The following is a 17,693-nucleotide window of genomic DNA, read 5'->3' as shown; positions in this document are numbered from 1 at the left end:
CGTTGAAAACGCTCATTATAAAGAATATATTTGAAATAGGAGCCTAAAATCGTGATTTCGCAATGCTTTATAAAGGAGAGATGAACGATGTTAAAGAAGGTTTATAGGATAATTACAATTGCGCTCTCTGTCATGATGATATTGGGAGTGTTAGGTACGAACACTCTAAATTCAAAAGCAGCGTCACTTGTCATTTTTTTTAATATAAGATGGACGATTGGCAATATTTCCGGTGAAGGAAAAATCGAGAAAAACAATATAGATGTTTTTAATAAGTGGGATAGAAATGAGATAAAAAGTGCCAGGAATCTCACCATCTCCGAACAATACGGTGAGTATGTTTATGATTTTAATGAACAGATTAATACCGGAGAAATCGAGAATATTACAGTAAAGCTAAGTAATCAGAGTAAAGCGATTGCAATAAAACTATATAATTCCTGGTCTCAGGTATCTAATACTGATGCCAACGAGCATAGTCAGGTTGTGTGGAATCAATTCCGTGACGGAAACGGGGATATAGTTATAACACCGTCCTATAGCGGGAATTTCCGTTGCATAGGTTTTATGTCAGTCATGTCCGGTTCTACATCCCTGTCTATAGAATCAATTACGATTAATAAAAAGGCTGCATCAGGCGGGACTTCAGGCGGATCATCCGGTGCTTCTTCAGGTTCATCAGCTTCAACTGCTACGGATAATCAGAAACTTACGACGATTACTTATGATTGTACAAATAAAAATCTCAAAAGTAGTGGAAATAATGGAAATAAAGTAAAGTTTATAAACAGATGGTCTCAGGATGATGTTGGAAAAAATATAATTGAAGATGGAAAACTAACTTTTGTAAGAAACTGGCAGGAGACAGCTTTTGCACTGGGCAGAGAAATAGATGTAAGTAAGCTAAAGGCTTTGAATGTATATGTTGAAAATCAGGATCCGAATCTTAAGCTTGCATTTATGCTATACGATTCATCGGGTGATCATTCGTTTGTTCAGTACGATATGGATGAAAGCAGTGTCTATAGCATGGAACCAACTGGTGGAGCGGCATATTACTTCGGCGTAATGTCCAATACAGGTACCAGAACTGACGATTATTATTCACCCTACAGGAAGGTGAATATCACTAAGGTAGAGTTTGTGCTTGCGGATACGGTTAATCCGAACCTTGATTCGAGTGTTATTATACAGGTTGTTAAGGACGCAACCGCTGAGGCAAAAATAGAAGAAAAGAATGCTAAAAATGCAAAAAAAACAGTAAAGAATAATCCTTCGGCTGAAACTATAGCAGCGGCAAAGGAAGCAGCTCAGAAGGCTACAGATGCTGCAACTGTAGCAAGGAATGCGGCGCAGACAGCCACAGATCTTGCAGCAGGAACAAGCGACAGTACGGTTAAATCCAAGGCAACAGATGCTGCCACCGCAGCAACAGAGCAGGCAGCTAAAACGGAAAAGGCTGCTAATGATGCTTTGGATGCAGCCAATGCCGCACAGGAAAAGCTTGATAAGGCTGTAAAGGATGCAACAAAAAAAGCGGAGTCCGCAGCGACTTCAGCAAAAAAAGCAACAACAGCAGCCGGTAATGCAAAGACAGCTGTCTCAGGTACAGCCTCAACCACTACAATAGCAGCGGCCCAGAAGGCTGCAGATGCAGCGGAGTCCGCAGCAAAGACTGCTGAGGATGCGGCAAGTGCGGCAGAAAAGGCAAAGGCCGGGGTAAGTGATGAACTTGCAACAGCAGCTCAGAAGGCAGCGGATGCAGCGCGAGATGCGGCAGAAAAAGCTAAGGCTGCGGCTAAGGAAGCTGATGAAGCAGCCAAGACTGCTCAGGAAGAGCTTGATGCTGCGGCTGAGACAGCGATTCAAAATGCTAATACAGCAATAGATGCGGCAAATGCAGCAAAAGAAGCGGTTAATAGTGCAAAGGAAGCACTTGGAGAAAATGGAGAAAAAGCTACGGCAGGTTTAGTAGCAGATGCCAAGGCAAAGGCGGAAGTTGCTAAGACTGCGGCAGAGAATTCTATAGCAGCTGCTGAGGCTGCGGAAGCAGCGGCAAAATCCGCAAGTAGTAATGAAGCTGCAAATGCAAATAAAGCTGCGCAGGATGCGAAGGATGCCGCCAGTGAAGCAAGCAAAGCAGCACAGGAGGCAGAAACTTTAGCGAATACTGCACAGGAGAAACTGGACGAAGCAGCGGCAAAGGCAGCTGAAAATGCTACGGCAGCCGAGACGGCAGCAGCTAATGCAAACAGTGCGGCAGAGGTTGCGGAGGTTGCAGCTAATGCAGCAACTGCGGCAGCAAAAGCAGTAAGAACTAACCAGTCGGATGCGACAATAAAAGCAGCTGAAAATGCTGCTCAGACAGCAAGAGATGCAGCAAAAGCAGCGGCCGAAGCACAGAAGGCTGCGGAAGAGGCAGCCAAAAGTGCGGAAGGTCAGGCTAAGACAGATGCAGAGGCTGCGGCAGCTGCAGCGAAGGATACTGTAGAAAAAGCGGAAGCTGCAGCAGGAGATGCAGAACAAGCAGTAAGTGATGTAAGGAGTAAGCTTGCTGATGACGCAAAAGAGGCAGCTATTAGTGCGGCAGAGGTTGCAAAGGGAGCAGCAAATACAGCAAAAGAGGCGGCAGAAGCAGCAAAAAAGGCGGCAGAAGCAGCAGAGGATTCGGGAACAACCGGTGCTATAGAAGCAGCAGAAGCTGCAGCAGCGGCAGCCAGATCAGCAGCTGAAGTCGCTACAGAAGCTGCAGAATTAGCAGAAAAGGCAGCAGAGGCTACCAGTGATAGCACGGCAAAATCAGAAGCAAGCAGCGCAGCTTCGCTGGCAGCACAGGAAGCAGATAATGCTAAAACAGAAGCAGACAAAGCAGAACAAGCTGCAAGTAATGCCAGAGCTGATCTCGATGAAGCAGCAGGCACTGAGGCAGGAAATGCCAGAAATGCGGCAGGTGCTGCAATAAAAGCAGCAGAGGCTGCAATAGCAGCAGCTGAGAGTGCAGAAAGTGCAGCAGATGAAGCAGGAGCAGATCCATCTATAGCAAAACTTGCAAATGCTGAAAATGCTGCAAAGACAGCATCCGGTGCAGCATCTGATGCAAACTATTCAGCAGATGATGCAAAAGCAGCTGCAGAGAGTGCAGAAAAAGCAGCGACATCGGCAAATACCGCTACCGTAAAAGAAGATACAACAGCTGCAGCTAAGGATGCGCGGGCAGCAGCAAGCGCAGCAAAAGCAGCAGCAAAAGCTGCAGATGCAGCAGCGGCAGCGGCAAGGGCAATAGCTGCTACTGCAAGAGCAAAGGAAGCAGTTTGGGAAGTAAATAATAATAATAATCCGTCAGCATCAGCAATTAGTGCTGCAAAAGCAGCAGCAAAATCTGCTAAGACTGCAGGAGAAACAGCTTATGCAGCAGCTACTGCAGCAAAAGAAGCTGCAACTGCAGCAGAAAATGCTAAAGCCGGAGTAAGCTCTGATATTGCAAGCAGCATTCAGGATGCTGCAGATGCGGCAAGAAAAGCAGCAGAAGCAGCAGAAGCAGCAGCAGAGAAAGCAAAAAATACGGCATCATCAGTTGAAAGTGACGCAGATACAGCTGAAAAGGGTCTTTCTGACAAAGCAGCACAGGCAGCAAGGGATGCGGCGGAAGCAGCTAATAACGCGGCAGGCTTGGTGGATGCAGCGATTAAGGCTGCTGAGGAAGCAGCAAAAGCAGTTTCGGATAATCCTAATGAGGATACTATAGCAGCAGCTGAGGAGGCAGCGAGGGTTGCAGAAAGTGCAGCAAAAACTGCTTCAGATAAGTCGAAGGCAGCTACTATTGCTGCAGGTGCTACCGAAGATAGTACAGCTAAGGGCGATGCTCTTGATGCAGCCAAGACAGCTAAGGATGCGGCTAGTAAGGCCAATACAGCAGCTCAGAAGGCCAGGGATGCAGCACAGGCAGCCAGAGATAAACTGGACAAAGAAGCAAAAACTGCTGAAGAGGCTGCTGAGAAAGCCGAGGAAGAGGCTCGGATAGCTGCAGAAGAGGAAGCAAAGAGACTAGAAGAGGAGAAGAAGGCCGAAGAGAAAGCTAAAGAGGCTGAGGTAACTCCCAAGAGTAATTCGGAAGGTGATGGTAATGGTGCCGGAGGTGAAAATCCTCAGGGTGAGAATCCTGGCAGCACAGGAAATGAAGGCGGTGCCGGAGCCGACACAATTCAAGGCGAAAATGGTGAAGGAAATGAGCCCGGTATCGGTGAGAATGGAGAAAACGACGAATTCGGTGAGGATATCGATGACGACAGTAACGTCCTGAATACAGGTGGTAACGGAGGTGGAAGCGGCAATGGAAATGGAGCCGGAAACGGCAACGGATCCGGAACCGGACAGGGCACAGTAGCTGAGAGCACCGGTAATGGAGCAGAAGGCGGAGCCGCCGGCGGTAACTCAGCTCTTCCGATGATTGTAGACATAAGAGGTGTCACATATTATATCGGAACCGACGGTAATGCTATAGCTAAGAGGATTGGCAAGGTGAAGAGTGTTTCAATCAACAAGATCACTGTTAAAGGTGTTTCCTATCCTGTAACCGAAATCTCCGCAAAAGCCGGTAAGGGTAATAAACAACTAAAGCGTGTATCTATCGGCTCAAATGTGAAGAAAATCGGTACCATGGCATTCTTCAAGTGTAATAAGCTTAAGAAGGTTAAAATAGCTCCAAATAAGTCTCTGAAGGTAGGAAAAAATGCCTTCAAGAAGATAAGCGACGGAGCGGTTATCACAGTAAAAGGCAAAAAAGGAAAAGGCAAGGATAAGATTATAAAGAAGATTAAGAAACAGACAAATGCAACGGTAAAATAACCACTTTGGAAGGAACGCTGTCACACTCGTACAGGTGTGGCAGCCTTCTTCTTTATATGGTACTATTATTGCTGTACGTTTAGTTTTATTAAGAAGTTGGGAAAGATTTTACAGTGAGCAGTTTTAAGAAAAAATTATTTACAAAACTGGTACAGAATGCCGGCGAATATAATAAAAAGCATAAAAGCAGTGCAAAGCGCGTGACATATTTTACGCTGGGACTCATCGTTTTTTTGAGCATCCTGTTTTTTATACCTGAGAAGATTTGTGAGCTTCTAGGTCTTGTTTTCAAGAAAAAAGGCGTATTAATTTCAATAGCAATAATTGCAGCGTTGGCGCTTCTTTACGTATGGCATGCATCAGCGCCTCAGAAGAGCACAACCACTGTTCAGGAAAATGCAGAAGAAGTTGTGACATCGGAGGAAACACAGGAAGAAGGTACAACAGCTTCAGATGTAGCTCAGGAAGATAAGATTGAAGAATCATTAGAAGAAAGTAACGAGAGTGAGACTTCGGAAGTGCAGCCTGTAGCAGATACTCCCGAGACTGATGAGCCGAAATCCTATGTTACAGAGTCCGACCAACCTGCATCAGAAAATTCCGATTTTCCTCAGATTGACCTCACTGCCTACATAAAAGAAAATCCTGATGTTGTAGGATGGCTTGTCGTAGACGGAACCCAGATCAGTTACCCTATAATGCAGGCTGAGGATAATGAAAAATATCTGACCAGTAATTCCGACGGAGAGACTTCGGATACAGGTGCGATTTTCTTAGACAGCAGATCCAAATCCGATTTTACCGATTCAAATTCGATTATCTACGGACATAACATGAAGGATCGTTCCATGTTCGGAAGCCTTCGCGACTACAGATTTGAAAAAGGCTTCTATGATGATCACAAGTACATCTATGTTATTACTGCGGAGAAGATACTTAAATATCTGATATTCTGCTACATGGATGTGCCTAAGGATTATGTGATCTACGATTATGTTGGGGCTGCTTCGGATGAGTTTGTTGCGGACGCAGAACCTGTAAGACTTAAGTCCTACATGGATTCGGAGATTCCGGTTAAGAGTACAAGTAAAGTCATTACATTATCCACATGCACGGACAGTAAGGACACTCACAGATTTGTGGTATGCGGTGTTTTGGAAGAGGAGATTTCGGACTGACAGAATTTTAGGAATTAATGGTCTGATTGGAAACGTGTGAAAAAGAGTTTTTTGAAAATGGGGAGATTTCTATGAGGCTCTTAATACATGATCTTAATGACGAGGAATGGAATAGAATCGAAGACGATTACAAGGACTGGGAGATAATATCGGATAACGGTAGTATTAAGCCCTGTGTGGGCTGTTTTGGATGCTGGACCAAGACTCCCGGCGTATGCATGATTAAGGACGGCTATGACCGCATGGGAGTATTGTTCCACAAGGCAGATGAAGTCGTTGTTATGAGCAGATATACCTACGGCGGCTTTAGCAGCTTTGTGAAAAATGTATTCGACCGCAGCATAGGCCTGGTGCTTCCATATATGAAAGTGTTTAACGGGGAGATGCACCATGAAAAAAGATATCCCGAAAAGCAGGAAATCACTTTTATTTTCAGAGGGAAAGCTTTTACTGACACACAAAAAGAGCATGCAAAAAAGTATGTGGAAGCGGTGTGCAGAAATTTTCACGGAGATATCAAGGCACTTAAGTTTGAAAACATCGAAGAATCTGATAAAACATTCTCGGATAACGTAGCTGAAAGCAAAGAGAATACCAGCTCTTTAGAGACGGTATCAGAATCTCAAAATATTCTACTGATCAACTGCAGCTCAAGGGGCGATGATGCAAATTCTCTGAAATTCCTGAAATACTTAAGCGGCAGCATAGAATGCGAGACAGAAAGCATCAATCTTTTGACCTACTTAAATAAGTACGATGAACTTGCAGAGCTTGTTACTTCATATAAAAGGATTGTCTTCGGAATGCCACTCTATGTCGACGGGATTCCCTCTACTGTTTTGAGACTCTTGGAAAAACTGGAGGCGAACGTAAACAGAGACAAAAAGAAGATATATGTCGTAGCTAACATGGGATTCTACGAAAGCAGACAGATATGCAAACTCCTTGGCATGATGGAAGAGTGGGCTGAAACATGCGGATATGAATATTGCGGAGGAGTTGCAATAGGTGCAGGAGAGATGATGGGACAGATGATGCGCATGCCTGATCCCACAAAGGGACCGGCCAGAAATGTCGCGCTTTCACTTAAAAGGCTTGGACAGGCTGTAAATGAAGGCACTTCTATAGAGAATATCTATGCGGATGCATATAAGTTTCCGCGCGTGCTGTATCAGATTGCAGGGAACTCAGGCTGGCCAAGATCAGCCAAAAGAAACGGACTTAAGAAGAAAGACCTGCTTAAGAGGTGGTAGTGTAAGATATGCAAAATTTGGTTTTTAGTTTAAATGCAACACTTCCGATTTCCTTCCTTATGACACTCGGAAATGTGTTCAGGAGACTTGGAATAATAGATGATAACGCTGCGGCGTTTATGAACAAATTTGTATTTAAAGTTGCACTGCCGGTTCTGCTCTTTTCGGATCTGGCAAAGCAGGACTTTATAGGGACCTGGAATCCGGGCTTTGTACTCTTTTGTTTTGTCACCACAATAGTCAGCATACTTTTTATAAGTTTGTTGTCACGAATATTTGTAAAAACGCCCTCCAGACGAGGCGAGTTTTTACAGGGCGCTTATCGAAGCAGCGCAGCGCTTCTTGGTATCGCTTTTATTCACAGTATCTACGGCGAATCCAGCAGTGGAATGGCACCTCTGATGATCCTTGGAAGTGTGCCATTATATAACATCTTTGCAGTTATTATACTGACAGTGACAGCTCCGGAGGACGAGAATGTATCGACTGACGGTAAAAACGTGGGACGCTCGTCAACTGATAGCACCACATTGGTAAAGAAAACCATACTTGGGATTATCAAAAATCCCATCATCCTTGGAATATTGACGGGACTTATCTGGTCTGTTTGTAAGCTGCCCGTTCCCAAAATCATGGACACCGTAGTAAGTGACGTCGGCGCACTTGCGACACCGCTGGGGCTCATGTCGATGGGTGCGACCTTCGATTACAGAAAAGCTTTGCAGAATGTAAAACCCGCACTGGTGGCAAGCTTCATCAAGCTGTTTTTACTGGTTATGATATTCATGCCTGTCGCAATTCGTCTTGGTTTTGCGGGAGAGCAGCTGGTGGCGATTCTTGTGATGCTAGGTTCAGCCACTACAGTCAGCTGTTATATCATGGCGAAGAACATGGGACATGAAGGGACGCTCAGCAGTAGTATAATAATGATAACTACCTTTGGCTGTTCTTTTTCCCTTACGTTTTGGCTCTTCGTATTAAAAACGCTTGGGGTTATTTAAACCTTAGGTTACAAGTAAACTATCGCTTACAGAGGTACACCGATTGCGAGTTTTTAATGAAACAAAGATAGAAAAAAGCAGATTAACATCAACACAGATAATTGTGCTTGGCTTTTTGCTGGCAATAGTGGTTGGTTCATTTCTTCTGATGATTCCGGCAGCAACGGCAAGAGGCGAGCACACTGACTTTATCACCGCTCTGTTTACGGCAACCACTTCAATATGCGTTACCGGTCTTGTGGTGGTCGACACCTTTTCTCACTGGTCATTTCTTGGACAACTGATAATCCTGATATTAATTCAAATAGGCGGATTTGGCGTAATTACGTTGTACTCCGCGATAATGATGCTTATGAAAAAGAAGTTTTCCTTAAGCACCAGACTTCTGATACAGGACTATTACAATCTTGATTCTATTCACGGACTGATCAAATTTCTCATAAGAGTAATAAAGGACACCTTTATTGTTGAGGGCATCGGAGCTGTTCTTTATTCATTTGTCTTTATCCCAAAATTCGGTTTTTTCAAAGGAATATGGGTGTCGGTCTTTAACGCAGTTTCGGCTTTTTGTAATGCCGGAATGGATGTAATGGGGGCCAATTCGCTGATAGATTATCAGACCAATATCCCGGTGAATGTGATCACTATTACACTGATCGTCCTTGGTGGTCTGGGTTATGTTGTATGGTTTGATTTTATTGAAAACCTGAAAAGATCGGTAAAACACAGATACAATATCAGAACCTTCTGGAAAAGGCTTGGCGAGCATTCCAAGCTTGTAATCAACCTGACGTTGTTTTTACTGATATCCGGAACCATTCTGGTTATGCTTTTTGAGTGGGATAACCCTGATACAATAGGAAAAATGACAGTGGGGAATAAAGTCCTTGCAAGCTTTTTCCAATCGGTGACCTTCAGAACAGCCGGCTTTGCCACTGTTCCCCAGGAGTCGCTTACACCTTCGACCTGTATCGTGGGATGCATGTACATGTTTATCGGAGGATCCCCTGTGGGCACAGCTGGAGGAATAAAGACGGTTACAATCTTTGTGGTTCTCCTCAATGTCTTTTCATTTATCAGGAACAGGACAGAGCCTGTTGTGTTCAGCAGAGCTGTCTCGGAAAAGCTGATCAACAAGGCAAGTGCCATCGTAATGTCAAACCTTATGCTGACAATGGCACTGATGATCGCACTTATGCAGGTATGTGATGCGCCGGCGCTTTCCGCAGCGTATGAGATATTCAGTGCAACAGGAACCGTAGGTCTTTCCAGGTCGCTCACGGCGAGTCTTAATGTGCCGGGAATGATAGTGGTAATGATCGGAATGTATGCAGGAAGAATAGGACCGATTTCCATGGCGCTGTTCTTCAGTACAAGGCGCTCGGATAAAAATGATATCAGATTTTCAAACGGACACTTTATAGTAGGATAAAAGGAGAGAGGACTGATGAAGTATAATTCTTTTGTGGTATTTGGTCTTGGAAAATTCGGCCAGGCAGTGGCCGATAAGCTTATAGAGAGCGGTGCGGATGTTATGGTAGTAGATAACGACGAGGACATCATCGATTCCTATTCCGCCAAGGCGACAACAGCTATTGAGGCTGATCTTACGGATCCCGCTGCCATAAAGGCGCTTGGCATATCCAACATCGACTGCGCTGTGGTTGCCATGGGTATGAGCCTTGAAGCGAGCATAATGTGCACGATGATATCCAAGGAGTGCGGAGTTAAGTGGGTTGTTGCCAAATCAAGTAACGAGAGAATGGGATCTGTTTTATCCAAAATCGGAGCAGATGAGGTTATCTATCCCGAAGAGGAGAGCGGTATAAGAACGGCAAGAGGGCTTATTTCCAGCAACTTCCTTGAGTATTTCGAAGTAAGTGATGATATATGTCTGATAGAGATGCTGCCCAAGGAAAAGTGGGTGGGTAAGTCATTAAAAGAGCTTAACCTCAGAAAAAAATATGGTATAAACGTGGTTGCAATAAAAGACGGTGTTGTCAATGAGTATGTGGATCCTGATGCTCCGCTAAAGGCGAAGGAGGCACTGCTCATGCTGATTCATAAAAAGAACCTTTCAAAGCTTGATAAAGATATTGTCTTATGAGGAGAGTAAAGTGAAAACAGTTTTTATTACAGGAGCGACATCCGGAATAGGGCAGGAATTTGCCAGAGTGTATGCGAAAATAGGATATAGGCTAATCCTCACGGGAAGGCGCACGGATCGCCTTGAAGCCATGCGTACAAAAATCGGTGAAAACTGCAAAGTTATAACAACGGATCTATCTGATGAGAGTCAGTGTAAAAAACTCTTGGAGAGTATTTCCGAAGAACATATCGATGTTTTCATAAATAATGCGGGTTTCGGGACAGCGGGATCTTTTCTTGAAACTGATCTTAAAAAGGAAATATCAATGATAAAGGTCAACGATATTGCCATGCATATTCTTTTCAAGGGTGTGCTTCGCAAAATGAAAGCGCAGGGAACGGGGACAATCCTGAACGTAGCTTCATCGGCAGGCCTTCTTCCGGCAGGCCCTTACATGGCGACCTACTACGCATCCAAAGCGTATGTTGTTTCGCTTACCAAAGCTGTTGCGAGAGAGCTTAAAGAACAGGGAAGCGGCGTTTATGTTTGCTGCCTCTGCCCGGGACCGGTGGATACTGAGTTTAACAGTAAGTCGGATGTGATGTTTGCTCTTAAAGGTATATCCGCTAAACAATGCGTAAAAGAATGCCTTACGGGTATGAAGAAGAGGCAGACAGTAATAATTCCGACTCTTGGGATGAAGCTTGCTATTGCTTTTCAGCATTTCATTCCGGAGAGTCTATTGATAATGATCACAGGAAGACAGCAAAAAAAGAAAAGGCGGTGATTATTATGGCAGTTCAGGGACAGACAAAGGAGCGTACAAAGGATAAAGTTAAGGAGCCGCGTCAGTTCAACGTGGTCATGTACAACGACGACTTCACCACTATGGAATTCGTGGTGGAGATTCTAATGGATATATTTCATAAGGACGAGGTCACAGCTCAGTCCATTATGCTTGGTGTCCATAAAAAGGGACAGGCAGTTGTTGGAAAATATCCTTACGACATCGCATCAACCAAGGTGAACGCAGCCCTGATGCGGGCGAAACAGGAGGGCTTTCCGTTTCGCATGAGCGTGGAGGAGGCATAATATGAATCTATCTGCAGAAGCTATGCTTGCACTTCAAAATGCGGTGGAGTATGCAAGTAGTAACCAATATGAATATGTGACACCGGAGCTGGTGCTCCTTATGATGCTTGATGATGAGGCATTTCGCGAGGCTTATGAGGAGTGCGGCGGTGATATTCAGGCTCTTTCGAAGAACCTTATGAATTATGCGGCAAAATACATTGAGAAGGTAAAAGGAAAAGAACCTGTGCTCTCTCTTTCCACGCAGCATATGATTAATTTTGCGGGACAGAGTGCCTATTCAAGCGGCTGCTCCGAGGTCCATATAAGGCATCTTATCCATGCAATCTGGAATCTTGATAACAGCTATGCAGTATATTACATGGAGCAGGATGGGCTTACGGAAGCTGAACTGCTTGAGGAACTTTCATATATTGAAGATGAGAACGTAGACTATGGCGGCAGTGCCTCTACAGGCGGTCCCGAGCGCGAGGAGGATACGGGCAATCTCAAAATATTTGCACCCTGCCTTAATGATACTTTGGAGGATGTGAATCCCCTTATCGGTAGGAAGGAAGAACTTGAGAGAACCATCCAGATTCTGTGCCGCAAGGACAAGAACAACCCGCTTCACATCGGGGAACCCGGAGTCGGTAAGACAGCAATAACCTATGGACTTGTGGAGCTCCTTAGGAAAAACGAAGTGCCGGATGCAATAAAAGGTGCCAGAGTTTTTGCATTGGATCTCGGAGGTATGCTCGCCGGAACACAGTACAGAGGTGATTTTGAGAAGCGCTTCAAGAAGGTATTGTCAGAGATAGGAAAAGAAGAAAAGCCAATTATTTATATCGATGAGATACATAATCTTTCAGGTGCCGGCGCAGTTGGAGAAGGCTCTTTTGATGCATCGAACATGCTTAAGCCCTATCTTGCAGATGGACATATCAGATTCATCGGGGCGACAACCTTTGAAGAATACAAGAAGTATTTCGAGAAGAACAAGAGCCTGGTCCGCCGTTTTCAAAATGTGGAGATAAAGGAACCCTCAGAGGAGGAGAGCATCCGAATACTTGAGGGACTAAAGGATAAGTATGAGAACTATCACGGCGTAATATATGAGGATGAAGTTCTTCCTTATGCTGTGAAAATGAGTGCAAAATACATAAATGAAAGATATCTTCCGGACAAAGCGATTGACATTATCGATGAGGCAGGATCCTTCAGAAAGCTTCATCCGTTAAAGGCTAAGAAGCAGATTGTTGATAAGGAAGTAATTAACGAGATTCTCACCAAAATATGCAGGGTGCCTATTGAGACTGTTGAGACAGATGATGTTACAGGGCTTGCAACTCTTGAGAATAGACTTAAGGGCAAGATTTTCGGTCAGGATGAGGCTGTATCACAGGTTGTAAATGCCGTAAAATTCTCTAAGGCGGGTCTATCGGAGGAGAACAAACCGCTTGCAAGCCTTTTATTTGTGGGACCTACCGGAGTCGGAAAAACAGAGATTGCAAAAAGGCTTGCGGATGAGCTTGGTGTCAAACTCATTCGTTTCGATATGAGTGAATACGGCGAGAAGCATGCGGTTGCAAAACTAATCGGATCACCGGCAGGCTATGTTGGCTACGAAGAGGGCGGAATACTCACAGAGGCCATAAGGAAGAGTCCTTCTGCCGTTCTTTTGCTCGATGAAATTGAAAAGGCTCATCCCGATATCTATAACGTCCTGCTTCAGGTCATGGACTATGCGACGCTTACCGATAACCAGGGACGAAAAGCCGACTTCAGGAATGTCGTCGTTATTATGACCTCAAATGCAGGGGCTAACAAGCTTGGCAAAAGCGGCATAGGCTTTGTCAGCGAGGGTCATGACAACAGCGTCCTCATGGAGGAGGTTAAACGCGTCTTCCAGCCCGAGTTCAGGAACCGTCTGAGTAAAGTTGTCGTATTTAACAGCATGGATGAGGATATGGCAAGTCTCGTGGTAGACAAGAAATTATCCGAATTAAAGGATCAGCTTTCCGTGAAAAAGATAGTATTTTCTGCAGATAAAAAGGCCAAGGATCTGGTGATAAAGCGCGGAATCAGCCAGGAATTCGGAGCAAGGGAAGTTGACCGCGTAATACGAAACGATATCAAGCCACTTTTCGTAGATGAGATTCTTTTCGGCAAATTAAAGAACGGCGGCAAGCTAACACTCACCGTAAAGAGTGGGGAGTTTACAGTCCGCACATAAAGCCTTTGATTTCAAATAAAGCCTTCCCCCTACGGGGGAAGGTGGCACGAAGTGCCGGATGAGGGAAATTTTATGAATTACAACGTAAACATAAACGGAATAGACGTGCACGCAAGCTACAGTGAAGAATCCTTGCGAAAAATATTCATTCCTTTATTGTCAGAACTGACTATATTGCAAAAAGAAAAGGACAGGAGAATCCTTGTCCTTCTGGCAGCGCCTCCCGGAGCCGGTAAGAGCACTTTATGCAGCTTTTTGCAGAGCCTGTCTGAGAAGTATGAGGAATATACCGATATTCAGGCAATCGGAATGGATGGTTTTCACAGATACCAGGATTATCTCCTTACACATAACACAATTCGTGACGGTAAGGAAATTCGCATGGTCGATATCAAAGGAGCACCGATAACCTTTGATTTGGACCTACTTACAGCGCGTATAAAGGATGTCGTCAGCAAGGAAAAAGTAGGCTGGCCCACTTATGACAGGCACCTTCACAATCCGACTGATAATGCGATTACAGTAGAGAAAAACATCGTACTTCTCGAGGGGAACTATCTTCTGCTTGATGAGGATGGCTGGCGCGAGATTAAGACTTATGCCGATTACACTATCTCTATCGCCGCAGATGAAAATATGCTACGTGACAGACTTGTGGACAGAAAGGTTAAGAGCGGCAATACACTTGAAGTAGCAGAAAAATTTGTGGACTTTAGCGACATGGCTAATGTCCGTCTGTGCCTTTTAAAGACCATGAAGGCCGATCTGGAGCTTATAGTAGACGAAAATGGGGATTATCAGTGCAGCTGATTCCCCATTTTTTATGCTATTGCTATGCTATCAGCAAAACTGATAAGTTCCGATTCAATCTTTTGATAGTCAGATTCCTGCATATATCCAAAGCTGTCAGTAGTAACGGTTTTTGCAATACATCCGATTTTTGATTCGATCATCTCAATAATATAATCCATGGTAAATTCTCCTTTATAATTTAAATGTTCTATTATCTTCCGCAAGGGCAGGTGATGTATCTCTTAATGTGAATTCCGAATAAGTTAAGAATGTTAATAATCATTGTCATGGTGATTACCTCCTTCTATGTGAAACTCATTAGCTGTTTTCCTTTTGTTGAGTTAATCATATCAGTGTGAACATCACAGAATTATCACACTGAGGAAAACTTACATTTTCTTTTTGATGCCGGAAGTTTGCGATATAATATTCTTATGCTGAAACGATTCTCGCAATAAGAGAGGAGTCCGTATATGAATAAGCAGCCGGCGTCAAATTTTGAAAAAGAATTCTTTTGGAAAGAACTCCTTTTCAGGCACGAAAAAGGGGGTGCTTGTCAGGAACCCTAAATTAAAACAGCAAAGAAATATATTCGTTATAATACAATGCCATCATGTGAGAAGGAGAGAACGGAATGGGTTTAGGACAAAAATATAAAAAAGTAAAAACCGCAATTATCGGTTGCGGAATGATCAGCGATATTTATATCCGAAATCTGAAGGAGATGTTTGATATCATCGATCTCGTTGCAATAGCCAATCGCTCGATGAATGGTGCCAAGGCTAAGGCTGAGAAATTCGGTATAGCCAGGGTTATGACAATAGATGAAGTTGCTGCTTCTGACGATATTGAACTTGTTGTGAATCTGACACCTGCTGATGTTCACTATGAGATAGTAAAGCAGATGCTTGAAGCAGGGAAGCATGTCTACACTGAGAAGATGTTTACCACAAGCCTCGAGGAAGCTGAGGAACTTATAAAAATATCAGAAGAAAAAAATCTGATGATAGCGGTAGCGCCTGATACGGTTTTAGGTGCCGGAATTCAGACCGCCAGAAACTATCTTGACTCCGGGATCATAGGAGAGATAACAAGCGGATTTGTCAGTGTCAACCGTGACCAATGCCTGATGTCTGAGCTTTTCAGATTTTTGCAGCAGGAAGGCGGTGCTATTCCTTATGATGCAGGAATATACTATGTTGGTGCGCTTATTGCACTCCTTGGAAGTGTGAAAAGAGTTACAGGCTTCGGAGCACCGGCCCTGATGCATGATAAGCAGCTCTTATATGTCAAAGGTAATCCGGATTCCTGGCAGATCCCCGGAACAAATGTACTTTGCGGAGCGCTGGAATTTGAGAACGGCGTGCTTGTATCACTTCATTTTAACGGAAATAATGTTGGCGGAGAGAAGACCAGATTCGAATTATTCGGAACGAGGGGCAACATGGAAATAGGTGATCCCAATAAGTTTGACGGTGAGGTTATCATATCACTCCCTGAAAACGAGCCGATAAAAATGCCCTTCACTCATGGCTTTGATGGTAAAAATATGGTTGGAGAGCCTATGCCTTTTGACGGCTACGGTCACCGCGGAGTGGGCGTTGCTGAGCTTGCTTATGCCATCAGACAGGGAAGAAAGAACAGACTTAGCAAGGAATATGGTTATCACTGTATGGAGGTTTTGCTTGGACTTGATGAATCCATCAGAACGGGCAAAATCTATGAACTGAAATCAAGAGCGGAGGTTACGCCATTAAAGCCGGGGTACTATTCCTCTATGTTTGGAGGGCAGGTGAGAGCTGATGCGGAACTGTCGCTTATATAAAAGGCAGCATATATCTGGAAAAATACTATGGAGCGGGCAGGGATAATCTGATGAACTACACTTACTTGGTCGAATGCGCTGATGGGTCTTTATACTGCGGCTGGACTAATGATCTGGAAAAGCGAATCGCCGATCATAATGCCGGAAAAGGCGCAAAATATACAAAACCCAGACTTCCGGTGAAGCTCGTGTATTATGAGACTTTTGACACAAAAGAAGAAGCCATGAGCAGAGAGTGGCATATTAAACATTTGCGCAGAAATGAGAAACTGAAGCTGATAAACTGCACCATGACCGATAAAAAATAGTTCTTTAGGGGAGAGGAGTCAGACGTGTACTGTACTAATTGTGGAAGTGAGATACAACCCGGACAAAAGTTTTGCGGCAACTGCGGAGCTGCTACGCAAAATTCGAACTTGTCGGTGCAAAACCCGAGTCTACATGTGCAAAATTCAAGTCCGTCAGTGCAAAATCCGAGCATAACGGAACAGAAGGACACATTCTATGTTCGAAAGCTCCCTATGGTTATGATAGTCGTCCTGACTTTAAGTCTGATTTTTACTTCCCTTGTCATGGGAGCCGGCAGCATGACGCTGGCAATGCTTCTATCATGTGCGCAGGGGATTATATTGATATTTCTTATATACAAACTGGACAGCATCGAACCTGAACCGATACCGCTTCTTATCAAGCTGTTTCTATTCGGAGCTATTCCGCTTCCGATTGTTGTAACTATAATTGAGTCGGGAATTCAATATGTTGTGGATATATTAACTCCTCAGGGATCTCTGATTAACAGCGTCCTGGTAGCATTTCTGGTTGCGGCTTTTTCGGAAGAAATTTGTAAATATGCTGTATTGAAGAAGCTGACCTGGAAACATCCTGCATTTAACTACCGCTTTGACGGAGTGGTTTATTCGACCACCGTAGCTATAGGCTTCGAGGTTGTTGAGAATCTTTTATATCTCTTTACTTCCGATGCCGGAACAGCGTATCTGAGGGCAGCTTTTCCCGGCCACTGTATCTTCGGAATTTACATGGGTTATTACTACGGACAGGCCAAGAGCCTCGAACTTAGCGGCGACGAAAGCGCAGCAAAGCAGATGAGGACAAAAGGCGTCCTTATTGCAATGCTTATTCATGGTATCTACGATACCGTAGCTATTTCATGCAGCGCATCAGAAGATGGATTGTTTATCTTGTCCGGTATGCTTGTGCTTGTTGTGATAATGTGCGTTTTAAACGTTAATGCCTATAAAAACATCAAGAAGTATGCGCATGAAGACAGACCGGTGTGATGTAAAAATGAGTAATAATATGCAAAACTATAAAAAGGGTGCAATGGAAGGAATGAACCTTCCATTGCACCCTTTAATGTTGACTCGAATAAATTATTGTGATAT

The 17,693-nt window shown here is 44.2% G+C and carries 14 protein-coding genes and 1 pseudogene; 14 read left to right on the top strand and 1 reads right to left on the bottom strand.

What is annotated here, in order from left to right; genetic code table 11:
• Window positions 1–87: 87 nt before the first annotated feature.
• The 10 genes from G596_RS23510 to G596_RS0104640 all read left to right on the top strand — a co-directional run bounded on the left by G596_RS23510 (window position 88) and on the right by G596_RS0104640 (window position 14,483).
• A complete protein-coding gene (locus tag G596_RS23510; protein ID WP_022760684.1) occupies window positions 88–4,845 on the top strand; it encodes a leucine-rich repeat protein in 4,758 nt (1,585 codons plus the stop codon).
• A gap of 113 nt (window positions 4,846–4,958) precedes the next feature.
• Window positions 4,959–6,023 carry a class B sortase gene (srtB, locus tag G596_RS23505; RefSeq protein ID WP_022760683.1) on the top strand — a complete coding sequence of 355 codons (1,065 nt, stop codon included), beginning with the start codon at window positions 4,959–4,961 and terminating at the stop codon, window positions 6,021–6,023.
• 71 nt (window positions 6,024–6,094) lie between these two features.
• Entirely contained in the window at window positions 6,095–7,276 is a 1,182-nt protein-coding gene (locus G596_RS23500) for a flavodoxin family protein (protein WP_022760682.1), read from the top strand.
• A gap of 8 nt (window positions 7,277–7,284) precedes the next feature.
• Entirely contained in the window at window positions 7,285–8,277 is a 993-nt protein-coding gene (locus G596_RS0104670) for an AEC family transporter (protein ID WP_022760681.1), read from the top strand.
• A 43-nt stretch (window positions 8,278–8,320) separates the two neighbouring features.
• Window positions 8,321–9,709 (top strand): TrkH family potassium uptake protein, encoded by a 1,389-nt coding sequence (locus tag G596_RS0104665; RefSeq protein ID WP_022760680.1) that lies wholly within the window; start codon window positions 8,321–8,323, stop codon window positions 9,707–9,709.
• Window positions 9,710–9,724: 15 nt separating this feature from the next.
• Entirely contained in the window at window positions 9,725–10,384 is a 660-nt protein-coding gene (locus tag G596_RS0104660) for a potassium channel family protein (protein WP_022760679.1), read from the top strand.
• Between the two features lie 10 nt (window positions 10,385–10,394).
• Complete coding sequence (locus G596_RS0104655; protein ID WP_022760678.1) at window positions 10,395–11,153, top strand: SDR family NAD(P)-dependent oxidoreductase; 759 nt, start codon at window positions 10,395–10,397, stop codon at window positions 11,151–11,153.
• Window positions 11,154–11,158: 5 nt separating this feature from the next.
• Window positions 11,159–11,458 carry an ATP-dependent Clp protease adaptor ClpS gene (locus tag G596_RS0104650; RefSeq protein ID WP_022760677.1) on the top strand — a complete coding sequence of 100 codons (300 nt, stop codon included), beginning with the start codon at window positions 11,159–11,161 and terminating at the stop codon, window positions 11,456–11,458.
• A 1-nt stretch (window position 11,459) separates the two neighbouring features.
• The gene (locus G596_RS0104645) at window positions 11,460–13,673 is read left to right on the top strand and encodes an AAA family ATPase (RefSeq protein WP_022760676.1); all 2,214 of its coding nucleotides are present in this window, start codon (window positions 11,460–11,462) and stop codon (window positions 13,671–13,673) included.
• 72 nt (window positions 13,674–13,745) lie between these two features.
• Entirely contained in the window at window positions 13,746–14,483 is a 738-nt protein-coding gene (locus G596_RS0104640) for a nucleoside/nucleotide kinase family protein (RefSeq protein WP_022760675.1), read from the top strand.
• Between the two features lie 11 nt (window positions 14,484–14,494).
• Here the strand turns inward: G596_RS0104640 and G596_RS24690 are convergent, their stop codons facing one another.
• A complete protein-coding gene (locus G596_RS24690; RefSeq protein ID WP_022760674.1) occupies window positions 14,495–14,644 on the bottom strand; it encodes a hypothetical protein in 150 nt (49 codons plus the stop codon).
• A 455-nt stretch (window positions 14,645–15,099) separates the two neighbouring features.
• Here G596_RS24690 and G596_RS20935 point away from each other — a divergent pair, with 455 nt between their 5' ends.
• From G596_RS20935 to G596_RS20930, 4 genes and pseudogenes are all read left to right on the top strand, one after another.
• Entirely contained in the window at window positions 15,100–16,290 is a 1,191-nt protein-coding gene (locus G596_RS20935) for a Gfo/Idh/MocA family protein (RefSeq protein WP_022760672.1), read from the top strand.
• A gap of 50 nt (window positions 16,291–16,340) precedes the next feature.
• Window positions 16,341–16,598 (top strand): GIY-YIG nuclease family protein, encoded by a 258-nt coding sequence (locus tag G596_RS0104620; RefSeq protein WP_022760671.1) that lies wholly within the window; start codon window positions 16,341–16,343, stop codon window positions 16,596–16,598.
• 24 nt (window positions 16,599–16,622) lie between these two features.
• A pseudogene (locus tag G596_RS26065) lies at window positions 16,623–16,685 on the top strand (zinc-ribbon domain-containing protein); the annotation flags it as partial.
• Between the two features lie 126 nt (window positions 16,686–16,811).
• Window positions 16,812–17,588 (top strand): PrsW family intramembrane metalloprotease, encoded by a 777-nt coding sequence (locus tag G596_RS20930; protein ID WP_022760670.1) that lies wholly within the window; start codon window positions 16,812–16,814, stop codon window positions 17,586–17,588.
• Window positions 17,589–17,693: the final 105 nt, after the last annotated feature.

The sequence above is a fragment of the Butyrivibrio sp. AD3002 genome (assembly GCF_000420905.1).
Lineage (GTDB): Bacteria > Bacillota > Clostridia > Lachnospirales > Lachnospiraceae > Butyrivibrio.
The sequence above is the reverse complement of the archived record's forward strand: the minus strand, read 5'-3'. Positions and strand labels throughout refer to the sequence as shown.

Bases quoted from the DNA above. Each gene is read 5' to 3' on its own strand.
- G596_RS23510 (WP_022760684.1), top strand. From the start codon at position 88: ATGTTAAAGAAGGTTTATAGGATAATTACAATTGCGCTCTCTGTCATG.
- G596_RS23500 (WP_022760682.1), top strand. From the start codon at position 6,095: ATGAGGCTCTTAATACATGATCTTAATGACGAGGAATGGAATAGAATC.
- G596_RS0104670 (WP_022760681.1), top strand. From the start codon at position 7,285: ATGCAAAATTTGGTTTTTAGTTTAAATGCAACACTTCCGATTTCCTTC.
- G596_RS0104660 (WP_022760679.1), top strand. From the start codon at position 9,725: ATGAAGTATAATTCTTTTGTGGTATTTGGTCTTGGAAAATTCGGCCAG.
- G596_RS0104650 (WP_022760677.1), top strand. From the start codon at position 11,159: ATGGCAGTTCAGGGACAGACAAAGGAGCGTACAAAGGATAAAGTTAAG.
- G596_RS0104645 (WP_022760676.1), top strand. From the start codon at position 11,460: ATGAATCTATCTGCAGAAGCTATGCTTGCACTTCAAAATGCGGTGGAG.
- G596_RS0104640 (WP_022760675.1), top strand. From the start codon at position 13,746: ATGAATTACAACGTAAACATAAACGGAATAGACGTGCACGCAAGCTAC.
- G596_RS24690 (WP_022760674.1), bottom strand. From the start codon at position 14,644: ATGGATTATATTATTGAGATGATCGAATCAAAAATCGGATGTATTGCA.
- G596_RS20935 (WP_022760672.1), top strand. From the start codon at position 15,100: ATGGGTTTAGGACAAAAATATAAAAAAGTAAAAACCGCAATTATCGGT.
- G596_RS0104620 (WP_022760671.1), top strand. From the start codon at position 16,341: ATGAACTACACTTACTTGGTCGAATGCGCTGATGGGTCTTTATACTGC.
- G596_RS20930 (WP_022760670.1), top strand. From the start codon at position 16,812: ATGGTTATGATAGTCGTCCTGACTTTAAGTCTGATTTTTACTTCCCTT.